This window comes from Pedobacter frigiditerrae (assembly GCF_004331645.1).
Lineage (GTDB): Bacteria > Bacteroidota > Bacteroidia > Sphingobacteriales > Sphingobacteriaceae > Pedobacter > Pedobacter frigiditerrae.
The window spans coordinates 451948-470227 of record NZ_SJSK01000005.1 but is presented as its reverse complement, the minus strand read 5'-3'; the positions used below and the strand labels follow the sequence as shown (position 1 = coordinate 470227).

Genomic DNA, 18280 nt, shown 5'->3' with positions numbered 1-18280 from the left:
TATAGGCTTAAAAATAAGGTGAGGGACAGTTGGATCAATATTGTTAATCCTTTTAGGGGAATTTTAGTTGCTGGAACACCGGGCGCAGGAAAGACCTATTTTGTGATCAGGCATATCATCGACCAGCACATCAAAAAGGGTTTTTCAATGTTCATCTATGATTTTAAGTTTGACGATCTCTCTAAAATTGCCTACAATAAACTGCTGAAATACCATCAGAACTATAAGGTAAAGCCTAAATTTTATGCCATTGATCTAGAAAACCCCAAGCACAGATGTAATCCGCTATCGCCGGAAGGAATGGAAGATATTACCGATGCCGCTGAAGCTTCCAGAACAATTATGCTGGGGCTGAACAGGGACTGGATTAAAAAGCAGGGCGATTTTTTTGTGGAAAGTGCCGTGAACTTTGTAACTGCTGTGATCTGGTATTTGAGGAGATATCAGAATGGGAAATACTGTACCGTGCCACATCTGATTGAACTTATCCAATTTGATTATGACCCTTTGTTTGCAGTACTGAAAGAAGAGGAAGAAATTAGACCATTGATCAATCCATTCATTTCAGCCTTGCAGAGAAAAGCAATGCCGCAACTAGAAGGACAGATTGCATCTGCTAAGATTGGTCTGGCAAGGTTATCATCCCCTCAGCTTTATTATGTGCTCAGCGGAAATGATTTTACCCTTGATTTGAATAATCCAAAGGAGCCTAAGATTATCTGTGTAGGCAATAATCCGCAGAAACTGCAGGTTTATGGCGCTGTACTTTCCCTATATATTTCTAGGGTCATCAAACTGGTCAACCGAAAAGGGCAGTTAAAAAGCAGTCTGATCTTTGATGAATTTCCTACAATATTCTTTAACAACATGGATAGCCTTATCGCCACAGCAAGGAGCAACAAGGTTTCTACTACCATTGCAGTTCAATCAACTGAGCAATTAAAAAAGGATTATGGCGCAGAACAGGCGGACGTGATCACAGGAATAGTAGGTAATATCATCAGTGGCCAAGTGACTGGAGATACCGCTAAAAAACTAAGTGAGGGCTTTGGAAAGATCGTACAGGATAAAGAAAGCAAAAGCATCAGTAGTGCAGATGTTTCCATCTCAAGATCTACCCAAATGAGCGATGATGAAAGGCTACAGGCCATAGACCGAATTTTTGAAGATGTTCAGGATAAATTGGTATTTCTTCGGGATTTTAACAGCAAGGCGACTTCGCTTTCCCTCGCAAGGGCAAAACAAAAGTTCGATCTGAAACAGAGTTTAGAACTCTACCAATAAACCCGTCAATATGAAAATTAGTATAAAATTATTGGGAATAACTTCATTTATGATGCTGTTATTTCCGCTATGCTCACAGGCGCAGGGGCTAGCTGATAAGATTGGTGGACTTCACGCCGTGCTAGAGAAAGTGTATGATGATATGATACCGCTCTGCTCGGATATGATTGCCGTGGCAAGGGGCATAGCTGGATTTGGCGCACTCTGGTTTATTGCCAGCCGTGTATGGCGCCAGATTGCATCCGCCGAGCCCATAGATTTCTACCCATTATTGCGCCCCTTTGCACTTGGACTTGCCATCGTTCTTTTCCCAGCCCTGCTTGGCGTGATGAACGGGGTGCTTCAGCCCACCGTTTCGGCTACTGGTGCAATGGTCAAAAACAGCGATGCCACTATAAAGGCACTGTTAAAGCGCAAGGAAGCAGAACTGAAAAAATCCACCAAATGGAAATTATATGTCGGGGAGGATGGCACTGGAAATCGTGAGGAATGGTATAAGTACACCCATCCAAAAGATCCGAATGCAGATGACGAAAACTGGATGGAAGCCATCGGAAACGACATTATGTTCTGGGCAGACCGACAGGATTACAAGATCCGTCATAGCTTTAAGCAGTTCATGAGCGAACTCTTGGAATTGGTTTATCAGGCTGCCGCACTGTGTATCAATACGCTCCGAACCTTCTTTTTGATCGTGCTTGCCATTCTTGGACCACTGGTGCTTGGGTTTGCAGTCTTYGAYGGACTCCAGCATACACTTTCGGTCTGGGTGGCAAGGTACATCAACATCTTTTTATGGCTACCGATTGCCAACATCTTTGGGGCAATCCTTGGAAAGATACAGCAGAACATGATTAAGCTTGATATTGACGAGGTGGTGCAGAATGGAGATACCATGTTTTCCAGCACCGATACGGCTTACATGATCTTTTTAATTATTGGAATAGTGGGGTATTTCTGCGTGCCAACGGTTGCCAATTATGTGGTACATGCTGGTGGTGGAAATAGTATCCTAACCAAGATCAATTCTATGACTTCTGCCGGGGCAAGGGAAACCAGACAGGGAACCAATAACAGTATTGCCGGCTTGAAATATGGTGCAGGTATGATTTCAGATTCATTGGGAGATGGAAAACGGCAGATGTCKGGAATGGCCGAGGCATCGGGACAGGACTATTTCAAGGACAAACTCAGTGGTAAATCTTAAACAATCAATTATGTTCACACAATTTAAAAATATAGATACTGCTTTTAAGCACATCAAGCGTTTCAGTATCTTTCTGATATTGGCCTGTGTATTGCTGTCAGGATTCGCCATCTACAAAAGCTTCGATCTGGTCAAGACCATGCAGTCGAAGGTATATATCCTTGCCAATGGAAAGGCAATCGAAGCTTTTAGTACGACAAGAAAAGATAATCTTCCCGTGGAGCTAAGGGATCATATTAAAACCTTTCATCATTACTTCTTTACGCTAGACCCAGACGATAAGGTCATTCAGAACCATATAGCTTATGCACTCAACATGGCTGATGAAAGTGCAAAAAAGGCAAATGATAATCTGAAGGAACAGGGATATTACAACAATATCATATCCGCTAATATTTCTCAGGAAATCGAAGTGGACAGTGTTTCCCTAGACATCAACCAATATCCTTTTTATTTCAGATGCTATGCTACACAAAGACTGATCAGGTCGAGTTCTACGGCATTACGGAAACTGGTAACTCAGGGCTTTATCCGAAATGTTTCAAGGTCGGATAACAATCCCCACGGATTTTTGATACAGCGATGGGAAACACTGGAAAATTCGGACGAACCATTAAAACCKTAGCTATGGGATTATTMAAAAAAAGAAACCGYATTGYTCCAGATGGCTCMATTTCWAAACAGGTYAATGCATTTATCARTSTTCGGCAAAGAAGATTRGCCGATTACYTGAACCTAATACCTACTCTATCTGCTGACGAGCGCTTTTGGCGCGTTCAATTAACTCGATTTATTCAATTTAAAAATCATAAAATGAGAACAAAACTTAAAAAAGACAAACACAGGGTACTGCTTTTCATCCCTATCCTAATTGTGCCGTTTATGGCATTGGGCTTTTACGCAATGGGCGGCGGTAGAGGTAACGAAAAAGATCTAAAACCAGTGGCGGGTATCAATACCAACCTGCCCAATGCTTCTTTCTCAACGGATACACCAAAAACAAAAGCCGATTACTATCAGCAGGCAGACCGCAATTCTTCTAAAGGGGATGGAAACGAGATTGCTGGCATCGCAGGGCAGTTCGGTTTTTCTGATGTCAACGGAAAGGTCGGTTCTGAAGATGAGCAGACCAAGCAGATCAACCAGAAACTGGAAGCGCTCAATAGGGAAATCAGTAAACCCGAACCTGCCTATGGCCAACCAAAAACTGTAGCAAAGGCATCATCTTCAATCATCAAAAACGATGTAGATCGGCTAGAAGCCTTGATGAGAACGATGCAGGACAATAAATCTGAAGACCCTGAAATGGCTCAACTTAATACGATGATGCAGAACATTTTGGACATTCAACATCCCGAGCGCATCAATCAGCGGATGCAGTTTGCGCAGTCGCTCAGTCCAGACAGCCAGTTCAGGGCAACACCAGCCGTTATAGTGGACAATCAAAAAGCCGTACAGGGCGCAACCGTAAAAATCAGGTTGCAGGACACCCTTCGCATAAACGGGATACTTATTCCCAAAGGGCAGGAACTGTTCGGGGCTTGCAGGATTACCAACCAGCGCCTATTACTCGACATCAAAAATATCAGGCTCGGTACTTCCATCATACCAGTTGACCTTTCGGTCTATAGCCTTGATGGAATGATTGGCATTGATGCTCCCGAGGCATTGTTGACAGGCGCACTGAATAATGGAACCGATGATGCGGTGAGGAGTATTGGCTTTGGAGGTTTTGACCAGTCCGTTGCTACACAGGTTGCAGGTGCTGGAATAGATGCGGCAAGGCAACTTATCAGTAAAAAAGTGCAACGCATTAAGGTAAAGCTGAATGCGGGAAAAGCAATCCTGCTTCGCAACAACAAGCAGAAGACTCGACAATTCGGGAATTAATTAACAATAAGATTTTTAACAAAAGACATAAAGACATGAATTTAAACAATCTTGAAGATCTCAAAGATGAGATGAAGAAACTGGGCTTTAGCGATCCGCTGATTGCAAAAATGGAAGAGCACATGAAAAACGATGATCCAGCCTTTAAACTTTACGATGAAGTAAAGGCAAATAGAGGTCAGGTAGATATTACGCTGCATTTCAAGCAGTCTGGTCAGTCCGATTACTATTACCTTAACCGATTGGAGGCGGTACATAACCAGGGCAAGCCATTGGAGGAAGGTCAAAAGTTTATGGTGATCACCAAAACTGAGGAAGGAAAAAACATCGTTAAGAAACTGGAAAACGTAGCCGAAGCCATAGACTTCTTTAAACAGCAGAAAGGTAATAGTGAGCTTGCCGTAGGTAAAGATGCCGCAAACAAGGCGATGCTCGCCAATATGGAAGAGGGCAAGATCAATTATGTTTCAAGGGATTTCAAACGCGAATTTTATTCTCCACCATTGCCACAGACATTTTGGCTTGATCATGGAAAGGGATTCTCAAAAGAACAGGCAGCTAACTTGGTTCAGGGCAGGTCGGTTTATCGTGATGACTTATTGAGCAGGGAGGGAACACCATATAAGGCTTGGATGCAACTCGATACCGAAAAGGAAAGAGATCGCCAGAATAACCTCACTTTCCGCCAGTTTACCGATGCCTATGGTTATGATGTGAAAACCCTTTTGGATGAATATAAAATCAAGGAAATGGCTGATCCCAAAAAGGCGGAAGCATTGGAAACTTCACTGATCAATGGTAACCGTCCGCTAATCACCGTTGAAAAAGATGGGCAGGAAACCAAAATGTACCTGGAGACCGCTGTTCGATACGGTAAGCTGAATTTCTATGCGGAGAACGGAAAGCCTGAAAAAAGGGAACAATTTCAAAAGGAAACTGGACTAGAAATGAGCAATGTCTTTGCTAAGAAAATGGAACAGGGCAAAGACAAGGAAGTCGCTCACGGTCAGGGAATGGGAGTTTAACCTAAAATTATATATTCGTTTAAGCGGAACTAATTAATTAACAATCATAAAACATTACAATTATGGAAAAATTTCAAAAGGTAAAACAGTTAATCTCCGATCTTGAAACAGATTCTGGAAAATTCTATAACTCAAATAACAGTGCAGCAGGTACTAGAGTACGTAAAGCAATGCAGGATTTAAAGGTGCTGGCAACCGATATCAGAAAAGAGATTTCGGAAAAGAAAAATTCAAAGTAAAAATATTGTTTTTGTATACCTGACCATTTCCGGTCAGGTATACTTTTCTGTTATATTAATGTTCGGTATATTTATCTTTTGAAAGAACTAGGCAAATAATTGCTTTATGTGTTCTTCACCTATTGATATATCATCTATCATATCAATATTATAAACTCACTCAATTTTATTCTTTTCAAGGAGTAGTCTCATTAAATCTTCGGAACGCCAGTTTTCACCCATTTTTTCATTTAGGTAGTTCTTCATGTAATAATAAAATGGTGGCATCGCATTTTTATAGAGTGATTCAAGCTCGGCGTAATTTTTTGCTTTGCTTTTATCCACGACAAGGAAATTGTAATAATATTCGAACATGTCCTTAAATATTATTTTACCACTTTTTAAAAGCGGTGATACTTGTATCATCGCATCAATATTAACCAATGCAAGCGGCTTAACCCTATCTACATTTATACCTTCCTTTCTAAGTTTATCAAGTTCTTCCTGAAAAAAGGCATTCATAATGTAATTTAAACCGGGTGCGTCAAACATTGGGTCGTGCAAGGTTATAATGGGATAAATATTGGTTTGGCCACCAGCGAAGCCATCGTCAAATGTATTTTCTCCTGTTAACAATTTACGAATGTTGTTGATGATCTGTCCGATGCCGACACCTCGCGTTCCTTCTATAAGTAGTTTCTTCTTCAATTCGGCTATCAGAGCCTCGAAGTCGTAAGAACCTTTAATCGAGGCGCCGATGAGTATATCTTTATTCTCGAAGAGAAACACATCATCCCCCTGTCTTAGATAGCTATCTGGAGGGCCAACAATACCTGAAGCTTTTAATTCATCGTCAAAAAATAGTATATCAGGTTTGTGAAACGAATACTTTATCAATTCCACAAAACAATAACCTTCAGAGAAGTTTGTAGTATACCACGATCGAAAGTTGCCAATAAGCTTAGCTCCTTCCTCATTAAGCTGCTTTAATAAGAAAAACATCCCCTTATATATTTTATCGGAAACAAATAATGGATGGATTATCCTGAAAGTAACATCGTCCAATTCTATGAGAGGCTTTTCCCGGATTTTAATGTAGTCATGGTCTTCCATCTTGATATAATTACCAAGGGCAAGTTTTTTCAAGAACTGATAGCTGTCATTATAACCGTTATTTTTTTCCAATACCATATCAAGGGCACCCCCATGTTCCCTCTTTGTCCACGCTAGTATTAATGGAAACACAGCGCCTAGGTAATCCTGCCAGTTTTTAAGATTAAAGAAATCACAAAACCTTTTAATAAGCTCCTTACCTTCATTACTTTGCTCCAAAAAATTAAACAAAAAGAGGTATTTAATTACTTGACAGCCATTATAATCTTCGAAATGAAAATTCGTAATATCCTGATTTGGGAAAGAATAGTTCAACATAAGTGCCGCTGGGACGATGGATTCTGAAAATCCAGCTTTTATCTTCTCTATATCTTTTGTATGATGATAATCTTCATTCTGATTTAGCGCGAGCATAGCTAAAAAGAGATCAATCTCAGATTGTTCTTTTGACTTTTGGTCGAGTAATCCCTGCTCTTCCAGTTCAAGTCCATATTGTAATATTTTTAAACAAGAGATATTGTAAACAACAGTTAATTTGTGCCCAGATTGCTTCTCATAAGCTATTATCCTATTATACATATCATCTGCAAATACTTTATTGCCATCGCTAAACCAATTTTCTAAAGCAGGCAAATTATCTACTGCTTCATCTGAAAATAGATTTTTTCCTATTAAATAGGTAGCCACTTTTGTTAATGTGTCTTTTCGTATTCCCTTCAATAGGTCTTCATATTTAAGATTACCCCCTTCAGGAAACACAGTTTTTAATTCTGCTAACTGGCTCATTTTAAACATAGCTCATTGTCTTTTTATAAAGGTAGCTTATCATTTAACTTATACAATTATACCTCTGAAATTCGTAACACTACGAAATCAATAACTCCATTTTTGCCACTATATGCACAGCACTTATCAACTTTTAGTATGTGCATTCAAATTACCCCCAACCTTTTTGTGCCAAAATTTCTGAACAATCCATTAGCCTAGTCAAGACCAAGCCCCCAAGGGGGTTTGCTGAAAAAAAATCTCCACACCTCGCTGCGCTCGGGTAGTATTTTTTTTCGCAAAGTCTTGCCTGCCTACTGGATTGTGGTCAGGTGATGGCATTTAACAAAAAGGCAGGAGGCTCCTGCCGACTGAATTTTAAAAGGAGAAAACCCATGCGCACAACAAAAGGCAGAAGCCCACCCACCGACCCGAACAGCGAAAAGGCAATAGCATTTCGCACAGGCAGAACCGCCCTATTGGGGCAAATCATTCAAATAATCATCAGTAGAAATTTAAAAATCAGAAATCATGAAAACAACAGTAATCACAAGCGGAAAAGAGAACGGAGCAGTTAAAAATACATCAACCGATAAATCGGCAATCCGTCCGGCAGTGCCATTGAAAGAAAATGCTAATCAGGTTGATCCCGACAAAGAAAAACCAAAGGCAGAAGTAGAAACCGCCAAACCTGTAATAGCTAAGACTGAGGAACAGTCAAAGGAAACGACAAAAGCGCTAGTGGTAATTGCCGAAGCACCAAAGGCAGAGCCAACAAAAATGGAAATCAAGGAGCAGTTAAAGGAAGAAAAACCCGCAATGAACTTGGAAGCAACTATTAAACTCGCTTTGGACTTGAACCGCCGTATCAATCAAAGGGGTAAGCTTTTGGAAACAATCGGAACATTGGAAGCTTTCGAGGTAGCGCAAAAAGACGATGCGGAGGAAACCGAGAGCACACATTTTCAAGGTTGTGAATTGACTATTGAGGACGACAAAGGCAGAGAGTTTACCACCAAAAACCCTTTTATCATTAATGCAGTCGCAAAAATGGTCAACACGCTTTGCGTGGATAAATTGGCTGAAATCGAAGGTGAAATCTTTATTCCTCAAAAGTAATTGATCAAACGCCCTGCCTTTTGGGTGGGGCGTTTATCATTTTTCTACTAATCCACATATCATGTTCGAGGCATTTATAGAATTCTTAGACCAGTTATACTGGTCGGGCTATGGGTTGGAATTCGAGGAGGAAAACCCAAGGGCATTTTACAAGCAGTTAGATAAGTTCAAAAAATTACATACCCAAAAAAGATGAAATACGAAACCTTATTTATTATGGTTCGCGTGGCAGTCCATGCCGACCATACCCAATTATCAGAAATTGTAAATGAAATAGAAACACAGTCAAAATTAAGCCTTAGCGATACCGCTAACATCAATATTTTGGAAACTGAAATTCTATTATCAAGAGTTAGAAACCCTAAAAACATTTATCATGGCACACAACCTAAACTATAACAGCAAGACCGAAAACCATAGCTTTTTTTCTGTCAAGGAAAAAGCGTGGCACGGATTGGGTACAATCATAGAAAATTATCCGACAAGTGCAGAAGCAATAAAATACGCAGGTCTGGATTATATCGTTGAAAAACGTAACCTGTTTACCTATGGGGACGATACCACGCCCGAAACCGAGGACAACGATATTGTTATGGAATGGCGTGTAGATGTACCTAACCATTATGCAACGGTTAGAACTGATACCGATGAGGTTTTGGGCGTAGTTGGCAGGGATTACCACGTTGTACAGAATATAGATGCCTTTTCGTTTTTCGATAGCATTGTAGGCGGAAAAGATGGGATTAAATACGAAACAGCAGGGGCATTGGGAAAAGGGGAACGCATTTTTATAACAGCAAAACTGCCTGAATACATCAAAGTGGGAAAGAACGATTTAATCGAACAGTTTTTGTTTCTAACTACTTCGCACGATGGTTTTGGAAGCATTACCGCATCATTTACCCCAATTAGGATTTGTTGCCAAAATACATTGAATGCCGCTTTGAGAAATCAGAGCAATGCGGTTAAAATACGCCACACCGCAAGCGCACACGATAGGTTAAAAGAAGCGTGCAAATTGCTCGGCATTACCAATCTATTGGCAAAAGAAATGGAGGGGCTTTTTAACCAATGGTCTAAAGTGAAAATTACCGATAAGCAGGTTAAAAAACTGGTGCAAATGGCAATGGCTCCAAACAAGGAAATGTTACAAAATTTGCAAACAGGAAAGCAAGATGAATTTTCAAGTGTATTTACCAATATGGTCGATAAGGTTTTAGAGTATTCCGCCACAAGTCCGACCCAGCAGATTGAAACTACAAAAGGTAGCTTGTTTGGCGTTTATAATGCTGTAACGGGTTATTTTCAGAATGTGAAAAGCTATAAGGACACCGAAACAAAGTTTAAATCCATTATGACAGGCAATGCATTGGGCAGGGCGCAAGCCACATTTGATTTGTGCAATGAATTTGCAAAGGTGGGCGTGAATGCATTGAACTAAAGCAATCCCACATTGTGCAAGGGCAACCTGATATTCTCAAAAATATCGGGCGGCCCTTGCGGGCAATAACGTTTTGAAACTTACTTTAAATTCTGATTATGTTGTAATAGTTTGAATAAAATTCTAGGCATCCACTGATTTGTTTAATGTTGACCTTACGCTAAATAAATGCTTTATACTAGGGCTTTTGCCCTCATTTAATAGTTTTCCAATCTCATCATAAACGGAGTAAAACTTTGCACCTTTAGCCTTTACAATTTCTCTTTGACGCTGAAATGCTGATAGAATATTTTCAGACTGTTCCAAGCAGTTATTATAAATACTTGTAATAAGGTCAAAAGAAGCCTGCCAACTTTCATCCATAGAGATTTCAATCTTATCGAAAGTTTCAGGGTTAGTTGACCTAACTAAGTGTATTAGTTCGTTTTCAAAGCTTAAATACTCGTCTGTAATGTCATTCTTATTTACAATGCAGTTAATAATATGGTCGATTTTGTTACGTTGTGATTGGGAAATCTGACTTGAAATAATCAACCCCAGTTTTTTATAATAATCAGCAGTTCTGCTAAAGATTAATACATTGTGCTTAAGGCTAGCAAGGTCGGCAAATTTTTGCTTTGACTTTTTATTAAGCTTTGCTTTAAGTGCCTCTTTTGTTATGGTATATTTCTCTAGAATTTTTTGGGCATTTGAAGACTCCATATAATTAGATATCTCTGAGCTTTGCGAAATATTGTCCCAAAGTTCCTTACGTTTAGAATACTCTCCAAGATCATCACTCTGCGCATATTTTTTTATCAAATTATTCATTAGAAACATCATCTCGCTCATAAATGTTGAAAGATCATCCTCTAAAGTTCCCTTAAGCCATATCCTTGAAAGATCGAATACTATCCCATTTTTACTTCCATCCGTAAATTTGTAAAGTATTGAAATAGAATAGGGCACGACAGCAGAACGAATTTGACCAATTGCATTTTTACCTTGCCCATAAATGTCTTCCAATTTTTTAAAGATAATAACCTTGGAAATGAGCATTTCATAAAAATTCCTGTCGACATCCAATTTCCCTTTCCCATTTTCATCACCACTCAATGCATCAATAAAATACTTGAATACTTTATCCCCACCTTTCTTTACCACATAAGGTTGATCTCCCCATGCCGTAAAATATTTTCCTAGTTGCTCCTTGGAGAATCGTACATCTTTTGGATAGTCTTTTTCGGCCTTTCCACCCATTCGCAAGAGCGTACTAAATTCGCCTTTGGATTTTTCAAAAAACCATTTTTTGCCACTTGGCATCATTACGCTATCTGATAGTGCTTTGATTTTGGTTAATTGTGGGTTTCGAGAACCTAAGTCAACCGTTGACACCTTGGTTTGAGAGTTGGAATAGCGACTTATTTTAGAGATTAAATCATCAAGGCCTTCTTCGGTCACATTCTTTGCAACGTTGATTTTCGCCATTACTCTGACCTTTTCGATTGAAAACCCATCTTTTCTAGTAAAAAAAATACTAGCGGTAGTTTGCCCACCATTTACAATCTGAAAGTCGGTTAATGAACTGATATAGACTTTACCTTCTTTTTCTAATGTTGTCTTCCCAGTTGATGTAATTGTTATTCCATTATTAAATGCAATAAATTTCTCTGGAGTTAATCTAATGGTTTCTCTTATTCCAGCATTTGCTCCTTTGAATTGAAGAAAGGAACGAACATTCTTTTCTAACAACCTTGTGCTATATTTACGGTAAAGGTCAGCTAATATAGTTGCTGGTAATACGCAGAGATATGACTCAAAATGTTCTTCATCTGCAGCTTTTATTGCTTCTATTCTGTAATTGAAATCTTTTTCAAAATCTATTACTAGGGCTTCTCTTTGTCCACGAGAAATTTCCACATTATATAGAAAGTTCAAGTCAATCAATCTTTTAATGATCAAAACATTCTTGATTACCTTGGAACGATTTTTAGAAAAGCTGACTGAAAGTTCTTCGTCCTCAAAATCAAATTTTTTCGGCTGGGGCGTAGATCCTCTGGTTTCAATAGTTGCAGTTGCAGATATCAGGAATATCTCAACGACATCGAATTGCTCCGTACCCTCGGCTGATGCCATTTTTGCGACTAATGCTCTGACTGGACTGGAGAGCTGAAGCTCATCATTAAGATGCCCTTTTATTGCCTTATTAACAAAACGAGTTGCCCTTTTAAATTGACTTTCATAATAGGCTTTTGTAGATATACTTAGATTTTCAGCCTTTGCAGCTAGGTCGATCTTAGCTTCATCAACCAGAAATAATTGAAGTCTTTCCCCTGAATCGTTTACTGCATATCCATTTATCTTTAAGTTGTCCTCATTATACAAGTAGTAACTCTCATTGCATTCTTCGCTGTCTATTAGTTTGGCGTCATACATTAAAGGTAATGTTTGTGTCATAAACTGGTTTTGATTTACAAACCCTTCACTGTCACAGGCTTCTCTTAACAGGTTTTTGCGAAATTTTAAAAATTCTTCTACTTCCATTATAACTTGATTTGTGAAATTTTGAATTCCTCAAGCTGGCTAATCCTGAGATTATAAGATACCTCGAAAATACCCAAGGTAATATTTTGTGAAGTTATCTTGGGGAAGTTATCTGCTGAACAATCATAAAAAGACATTTCCAAAGGCTTGAATTTTAAATGGTCATAAAGGGGAAGTGAACCACCAAAAAGTCCTTTTTGTAAAAGTGCATTAATCAAAATGCCCATCTCGCCATTTCGCTCCGATATTAATTCTTTGACAGAATCTATCAGCTCCGAAATTGTTAAGCCCTCTTCATGATTTACACTCACTGAAACGATGCATAATGAAAGTGACTTATCAGGTGTTAAGGTGAGCTGAAATTCACTTGAAATTCTAACTTCGGTTTTTGTTTCCTCTTTAGTTTTAACCTCTGTACATTTTGTATCTGATTCAAAATCGTTCCTAGCATCAAAAGGCCCTTTCCAAGATTCTAATACTTCATCTATACTAAAGGAATCTGATTGTTTAACCAATTCCTTAAGTAAGGTTAGCTCTCCAAATAGTCCTTTGATAACATCATCAGTAAGACCATTTGTAGTGTAATCAGTAAAAAATCCACTCCATCTGTAAAATGCCTTTATGAGTTCATTTCCATAATCTTCTGCATTACTCATATAGCAAATTCTCTTATAAAGAGAAAGTATAAGGTCGTTGAATAGATCGCTATAAACTGAACTAACCAATTTGATAACAATATGATTGCTTTCTTCAAAAAAGTCGATAGATAAGTTTTGTTTAGCAACCCCTTTAAACCGAAAAGAATGTGGTTTTGGAATAGAGAGTATTAGATTTCTTAATCCATCTCTGTCAAATCCTATATATAAATCAGGAATGCTATCTGGGGAAATCCGAATTGAATGAAAACCACCTTGTATTTCCTTATTATCTATTCTTTTCCATTGTGTTTCAAGTTGTTCTAATCTCATATTCTTAAAATGAGTCTTGAGGAATGGAAAGTTCTGCGTCTTCAATGCTGTCAAGATCTTCATCAGTTTCCAGCTCATAGTCTCCATGGACGTATACGCCGCCTGGGTCCGGCTCTATCGGAGGAAAACCAATCGCAATACCTATAATAGGAACATTTAAATTAATATTCTGCTCCTTTACGAGTTCAGAAAATTCTTCATCTTCGCCACCACGCTCTTGCAAAAAAGTATAGTATGAATCAAACAGATAAATAATCATAAGCCCTTCTTGCGGTTTCATTTTTTCTCTAAAAACTCTTTCCGGAACAGTTAGTTTAGCTGCTGCTTCTTCTGCCTCTGCCAAATCCCAATCCTTATTTTTCTTAAGAAAATTATTGGTGCGTTCTACTCTAAACTCAGCAATTGCGGCTTGTATCTGTGGTTCATCTAAAAGGAGATTCAAGTCGCCTCCTGAAGAAATAATATTGGCTGACTTACCAGAAGCATCGAAAATCATTTTGTTTAAAAAATTTAGCCTATACCTTGTTGTATCACCATTCGTATTGAGTTTCGGACCTCTTCTAATACTAAGAGTTAGATCACTTGGAAGTCCTGATTCCGCTTTTGTCAGCTTACCTTTGCCTCTAGTAGAGTTTGCTTGCCCATTGCTCTTGATAGCTATCGTCCAATTGCCAAGAAATTTCTTCACTTGACAAAGTTCAATAAACTTAATCATGCTCGCTCGATCTTCTTCAGGGAAATTGTTTTCCCCTCGAATAATCTCAATTGCCCCATTTGCATCGGTATTGGCAGTCATAAAACCATCTTTCGTTTCTGAAAAATTATGCTTCTTTACGATATTATCTTTAAAACTTTGCCAGACAGCATTAATTTTTTTATTGTTAACATGAAATCTAGTAGTCTGTTCGAGCTGATCCTGATAAGACCAGTTAACCTCTTTTGTGCCTTTTAATATTGAAGGACGAGTGATTTTTAGCGTCCCAGGATGCTTTTTTACCCTTAAGATAAAATTTTCAGGCGTTTTGCCTTTGGATTCCATTTTTCTAAATTCAATCTCTAACTCTTCGATTGCCCGGGTAGTAGAATCAAATTTGTCTACAGAATCTTGGGTTATGAATAATTTACAGCAGTCTAGATAGCCAGGACGATAACCGAACCATCTTCCCATTTGAAGAAGGGTGTCAGAATAATTCGTTGAACGGATGAAATAATTAATAGTTAGACCTTCAAGGGTAAAGCCACGGGAAAGCCTGTTCCCACCAACTGCAATTACTTTTTTTGGTGAATTAGATGGATATTCAAGTTTATCTTTGGTAACGTTGTTAATGGCTTTGACCTCAATGTTCCTAATTGCATCAGGAATATACTTTTTCAAGGCCTCAAAACTAATTGGAGCCATAAACTTATCCTCATAATTAACCGGAAGATAGCTCTGAATTGACTCGATTATCCCTGCATAGTATGTGTACCAATATCTTTCAAAATCTGCGTAAATTGATTTAGGATCGTTTGGTAGATCTGTGCCAATACTTGATTCTAGATCGGATACGAATTGTTGCACGAGGTCTCTCGTTCTATTTTGCCATAAAGTAAACCTAGATATATGGATGAGCATTGTATTATGTGGGTTATACAATGCCGACTGTAGCATATTTTTCTTTCTGCTTTCCCTAATTGCAGTTGCGAGAATAAAACAAATAACGCTTTCTTTTAGAGACTCTGGTAATATTTCTGGGAATATGTCTCCCGATCTACCCGCTCTAGTACTTCTTTTATAATCGTTGTAATCAATAAAATCAAGATATCCTCCATCATCATCAAAGGCATCTTTATTCTCATAATGCTTAATACCAACAAGTACACCATCTTCATTTGTCCAAACTCTTGTCGGAAATGATGGGATATGGTCACTCACAACCTCTACTAAGGGTATTTTGTCATTCGGGTATTCTTCAATTGCGGTTTCAAAGATTTGTTTAGCACCAATATAATTCGACGGCGGATTCAAAAGAATGATAAAGTCGTCTGGGAATAGATAATCTTCCTGTTCAAGAAGTTTCCTCTTGAATGTTCCGTCAGCTTCCAAAAGTTTGGTATCAATCACCCATTTTGCCTCACTTGCGGGATTTCTATCTTGTAGTACATTTGCAAAGGGAGTTGCTGTATATCCTAAGTATGTCTTTTTGTTAAAAAGACTCAAAAGCGCCCTGATATGGCCATTAATCTTCGAAGCATATTCACGACCTTTTTTCCCTTCATTGTTAAGTGAAGCATTATCTGCCTCATCATCAATAATCAACATGGGAATATCGTGCCTAGTCTTATCCTCTCCAATATAATCATGAAGCCAAATGATCAAGTTTTTGAGCACTCCAACGTTTTTCTTGCACACTAAAATGTTTGTGTGATTGAGCGAAAAATCGGCATTAACCAAGTTGTTGTTAAAATCCGATTTTGAAGAGGTGATAGAAATCACCTGTTCAACTGCGGTGTCTCCCAGTTTTCCAAATCTCCTAATTTTGCCAACTCCTTTTGTCTGATTTTTTTGAGTTTCTAAATTTTGACCTTCACCAATTACATCACTTTCTATTCTGAGCTGGGTCTGGCTTCTGAGGTCTTCCATTATACCAGAAAGAATGATTATTAGTCCATAGCCCAAATCAATTGATCGATTGATAACAGCATTAAAATTTCCAGTTTTTCCAGATTGCACACTTCCTACTACTAGTCCACGGGTGTAGAAAGATTCATTAGATTTAGGATTCCCCATTTTTTCAACAATTGAAAGACTAGATAATTCTATTTCGGATACAACCTTCTCACTACGACCAGTTTTTGCAAGTTGGGTAAGGTAGCGATCTGTATAATTCCACTTGAAGTCAACTCCAAGGTACTCTTTGGTAAGCCAAGTCTTAAATCCTTCCTTTGTAAGGGCGTGACTAGGTTCTATAATTATCGGATTTATGGAAAGGTATTCCTTAAGAGCAATCTGATAATATTGCATTAAGGTTGTATCATCTATTACAGGAAAACTATAAAGATTAAATATCGTAAATACAGGTTGTTTAATCTGTTCTAGAAGATTTTCAAAAAAAAGATGGTCTAGCTTATTACTGACTGAATATTCTTTAGCTTTGTTCGAGATGAGGTTTTTTATAACCTCAATGTAGTTGCTATAATTCATGGTCTATTTAAGAGGTTAATGATGGCTTCTGGCAATGAAGATAGGTTAAAACCAAGTCCTGGTAATATATCTTCACGTATACTTTCAACTGAAAGTCCATTTTTCTTTAGTTCAATAATACATTTTTCTAAATCCATGGGTTCAATCTCATCTTTTTCTGAAACACCAGAATAAGCCGTATCCTGATGAGCTTGACGAATCTCATTAATCTGGGTATTTACCATTTTTGATATTAACCTGAAAAGAGTAGCCTGTTCATCATTAAGTGTTGCCTTGAATGACTTGGTTAAGGCAAATTCCGCATTAAGCTTTAGCAATATGCCTTTATTGGAAGCAACTCTTTCGAAGAGTTGAGCGACGTTTCCTTTTTTATTACCTGCAAATTTTCTAATTCCTCTATTGAAGTATTCACGCTCAGCTTCAATTTTAAGTTCTTCTATATAATTTTCAAACGCATTCTTAAGGTCGTGAGGAATGACAATTTGTGACTTTGCAACATTCAAATGCAAAAGGTGATCTACACTATTTCCTACATCTACTCTAAGCCTTGCCAACTGAAGACGAGGCCCTTTTTTAATCAATCCATTCCAACCCCCAAAGAGAATAATCCTATCAGCACGATAAATATAAATCCCTTCCATATCCATCAGCCCACGGTTTTTTGTAGTCCAGATTGAATGTCGTTGCTTGCTTTCCTCTACACTTCTTGATGGCAGGATAAATCCTTCCATTTTTATCGTATCGGTGCTGAAGTGCCTTTGTTTATATTCCATAGGCCTAAAATCCTTTTGTTCAGTGGGGAAAGGGTTAAAAGGAATAATGAGGTTGTTGTTTATGCGTATTTCTAGCGGATATTCTTTACGCTCCATAAATCGATGAAATACAAGAGAAAGATAATCAGATGTCACTTCGGTGATTTCTTTTTTGAGGGCTTTCTGGCGGTTATCATCTTCAAGATAGTTCTCGAATTTATATAGACCTTGCCAAATTACTATTGTATTTGCTTCAAAATTTTCAAAGCGGTTGAGATGTCCATCACTCAATTCAGAATAATCCTTCAATAAAATGCCAATCTCAGCTTGACTGTTTATCTTTAGTTCCCAACGTTTCTCTTTTTTTAGGTGTGCAACATCCCAAGTCCTCCCAGAATATTCTAAAGTACCTTTCTGTTTTGATATAACAGTAAAACATCTGGTCTGGGAAAACGAGGCGGTTTTCATTCCAAGACCGAAACGGCCTAGGTCAATAATACCTCTCTCACTTTCTGGGGAATTGCTAGGAAATCGCATACTCGATTTTAATACTTCCTCATTCATTCCATTACCATTGTCCGTAAGATATAGTGTAAAGGGCTCTTTATCCATTTTTATCAGAGCCTCAATCTTTGTTGCATTGGCCGAGATTGAGTTATCCATTAGATCAGCTAATGCAGTTTCCAAGCTATATCCTTGTTCTGCAATCGACTTAATAAGGTATTCGGGATTGGGACTTACATCTTCGTAATTTTCATCGATCTTGTTTTGCATTATTGAGAGTGTTAAAT

Annotated in this window: 14 protein-coding genes; 9 read left to right on the top strand and 5 right to left on the bottom strand. The window is 38.3% G+C overall.

Features of this window, described 5'->3' with window-relative positions; translation table 11 throughout:
* The 6 genes from EZ428_RS19360 to EZ428_RS19335 form a co-directional block, all read left to right on the top strand.
* Nucleotides 1–1284: type IV secretory system conjugative DNA transfer family protein (locus tag EZ428_RS19360; protein ID WP_165501831.1), on the top strand; the 1284-nt coding region annotated here is incomplete at its 5' end.
* A 10-nt stretch (nt 1285–1294) separates the two neighbouring features.
* The gene (gene traJ / locus EZ428_RS19355; RefSeq protein ID WP_131554849.1) at nt 1295–2491 is read left to right on the top strand and encodes a conjugative transposon protein TraJ; all 1197 of its coding nucleotides are present in this window, start codon (nt 1295–1297) and stop codon (nt 2489–2491) included.
* Entirely contained in the window at nt 2412–3116 is a 705-nt protein-coding gene (traK, locus tag EZ428_RS19350) for a conjugative transposon protein TraK (RefSeq protein ID WP_317126459.1), read from the top strand. Before traJ ends, traK begins: the two co-directional genes overlap by 80 nt.
* 188 nt (nt 3117–3304) lie before the next feature.
* Nucleotides 3305–4381 (top strand): conjugative transposon protein TraM, encoded by a 1077-nt coding sequence (traM, locus tag EZ428_RS19345; RefSeq protein ID WP_165501830.1) that lies wholly within the window; start codon nt 3305–3307, stop codon nt 4379–4381.
* Between the two features lie 35 nt (nt 4382–4416).
* A complete protein-coding gene (locus EZ428_RS19340) occupies nt 4417–5406 on the top strand; it encodes a hypothetical protein (RefSeq protein ID WP_131554846.1) in 990 nt (329 codons plus the stop codon).
* Between the two features lie 62 nt (nt 5407–5468).
* On the top strand, nt 5469–5645 hold the full coding sequence (locus EZ428_RS19335) for a histone H1 (protein ID WP_131554845.1): 177 nt from the start codon (nt 5469–5471) through the stop codon (nt 5643–5645).
* Between the two features lie 156 nt (nt 5646–5801).
* Here EZ428_RS19335 and EZ428_RS19330 read toward each other — a convergent pair whose 3' ends face one another.
* Nucleotides 5802–7523 (bottom strand): hypothetical protein, encoded by a 1722-nt coding sequence (locus EZ428_RS19330; RefSeq protein ID WP_131554844.1) that lies wholly within the window; start codon nt 7521–7523, stop codon nt 5802–5804.
* Between the two features lie 510 nt (nt 7524–8033).
* On the opposite strand from EZ428_RS19330, the gene EZ428_RS19325 reads away from it, so the two are divergent.
* The 3 genes from EZ428_RS19325 (at nt 8034) to EZ428_RS19315 (ending at nt 10062) form a co-directional block, all read left to right on the top strand.
* Nucleotides 8034–8621, top strand: a complete 588-nt coding sequence (locus tag EZ428_RS19325; protein WP_131554843.1) for a hypothetical protein — start codon at nt 8034–8036, stop codon at nt 8619–8621.
* A 192-nt stretch (nt 8622–8813) separates the two neighbouring features.
* Nucleotides 8814–9020 (top strand): hypothetical protein, encoded by a 207-nt coding sequence (locus EZ428_RS19320; protein WP_131554842.1) that lies wholly within the window; start codon nt 8814–8816, stop codon nt 9018–9020.
* Nucleotides 8998–10062: a DUF932 domain-containing protein gene (locus tag EZ428_RS19315; protein WP_131554841.1), complete on the top strand. Its 1065-nt coding sequence runs from the start codon at nt 8998–9000 to the stop codon at nt 10060–10062. The genes EZ428_RS19320 and EZ428_RS19315 overlap by 23 nt, the downstream gene beginning before the upstream one ends.
* Nucleotides 10063–10185: 123 nt before the next feature.
* Here EZ428_RS19315 and EZ428_RS19310 read toward each other — a convergent pair whose 3' ends face one another.
* From EZ428_RS19310 to EZ428_RS19295, 4 genes are read right to left on the bottom strand one after another with little or no spacing between them, the layout of a single operon-like run.
* The gene (locus tag EZ428_RS19310) at nt 10186–12585 is read right to left on the bottom strand and encodes an AIPR family protein (RefSeq protein WP_131554840.1); all 2400 of its coding nucleotides are present in this window, start codon (nt 12583–12585) and stop codon (nt 10186–10188) included.
* Entirely contained in the window at nt 12585–13553 is a 969-nt protein-coding gene (locus EZ428_RS19305; RefSeq protein WP_165501829.1) for a PD-(D/E)XK motif protein, read from the bottom strand. Before EZ428_RS19305 ends, EZ428_RS19310 begins: the two co-directional genes overlap by 1 nt.
* 4 nt (nt 13554–13557) lie before the next feature.
* Nucleotides 13558–16737: a Z1 domain-containing protein gene (locus EZ428_RS19300; RefSeq protein ID WP_131554838.1), complete on the bottom strand. Its 3180-nt coding sequence runs from the start codon at nt 16735–16737 to the stop codon at nt 13558–13560.
* Nucleotides 16734–18263: an ATP-binding protein gene (locus EZ428_RS19295; protein WP_131554837.1), complete on the bottom strand. Its 1530-nt coding sequence runs from the start codon at nt 18261–18263 to the stop codon at nt 16734–16736. Before EZ428_RS19295 ends, EZ428_RS19300 begins: the two co-directional genes overlap by 4 nt.
* Between the last annotated feature and the right edge of the window lie 17 nt (nt 18264–18280).

What these genes read in the sequence shown, in the direction of transcription:
- EZ428_RS19315 (WP_131554841.1), top strand. Translation starts at nt 8,998, where the DNA reads ATGGCACACAACCTAAACTATAACAGCAAGACCGAAAACCATAGCTTT.
- EZ428_RS19320 (WP_131554842.1), top strand. Translation starts at nt 8,814, where the DNA reads ATGAAATACGAAACCTTATTTATTATGGTTCGCGTGGCAGTCCATGCC.
- EZ428_RS19300 (WP_131554838.1), bottom strand. Translation starts at nt 16,737, where the DNA reads ATGAATTATAGCAACTACATTGAGGTTATAAAAAACCTCATCTCGAAC.
- EZ428_RS19340 (WP_131554846.1), top strand. Translation starts at nt 4,417, where the DNA reads ATGAATTTAAACAATCTTGAAGATCTCAAAGATGAGATGAAGAAACTG.
- EZ428_RS19325 (WP_131554843.1), top strand. Translation starts at nt 8,034, where the DNA reads ATGAAAACAACAGTAATCACAAGCGGAAAAGAGAACGGAGCAGTTAAA.
- EZ428_RS19295 (WP_131554837.1), bottom strand. Translation starts at nt 18,263, where the DNA reads ATGCAAAACAAGATCGATGAAAATTACGAAGATGTAAGTCCCAATCCC.
- EZ428_RS19335 (WP_131554845.1), top strand. Translation starts at nt 5,469, where the DNA reads ATGGAAAAATTTCAAAAGGTAAAACAGTTAATCTCCGATCTTGAAACA.
- EZ428_RS19330 (WP_131554844.1), bottom strand. Translation starts at nt 7,523, where the DNA reads ATGAGCCAGTTAGCAGAATTAAAAACTGTGTTTCCTGAAGGGGGTAAT.
- EZ428_RS19305 (WP_165501829.1), bottom strand. Translation starts at nt 13,553, where the DNA reads ATGAGATTAGAACAACTTGAAACACAATGGAAAAGAATAGATAATAAG.
- EZ428_RS19310 (WP_131554840.1), bottom strand. Translation starts at nt 12,585, where the DNA reads ATGGAAGTAGAAGAATTTTTAAAATTTCGCAAAAACCTGTTAAGAGAA.
- traM (WP_165501830.1), top strand. Translation starts at nt 3,305, where the DNA reads ATGAGAACAAAACTTAAAAAAGACAAACACAGGGTACTGCTTTTCATC.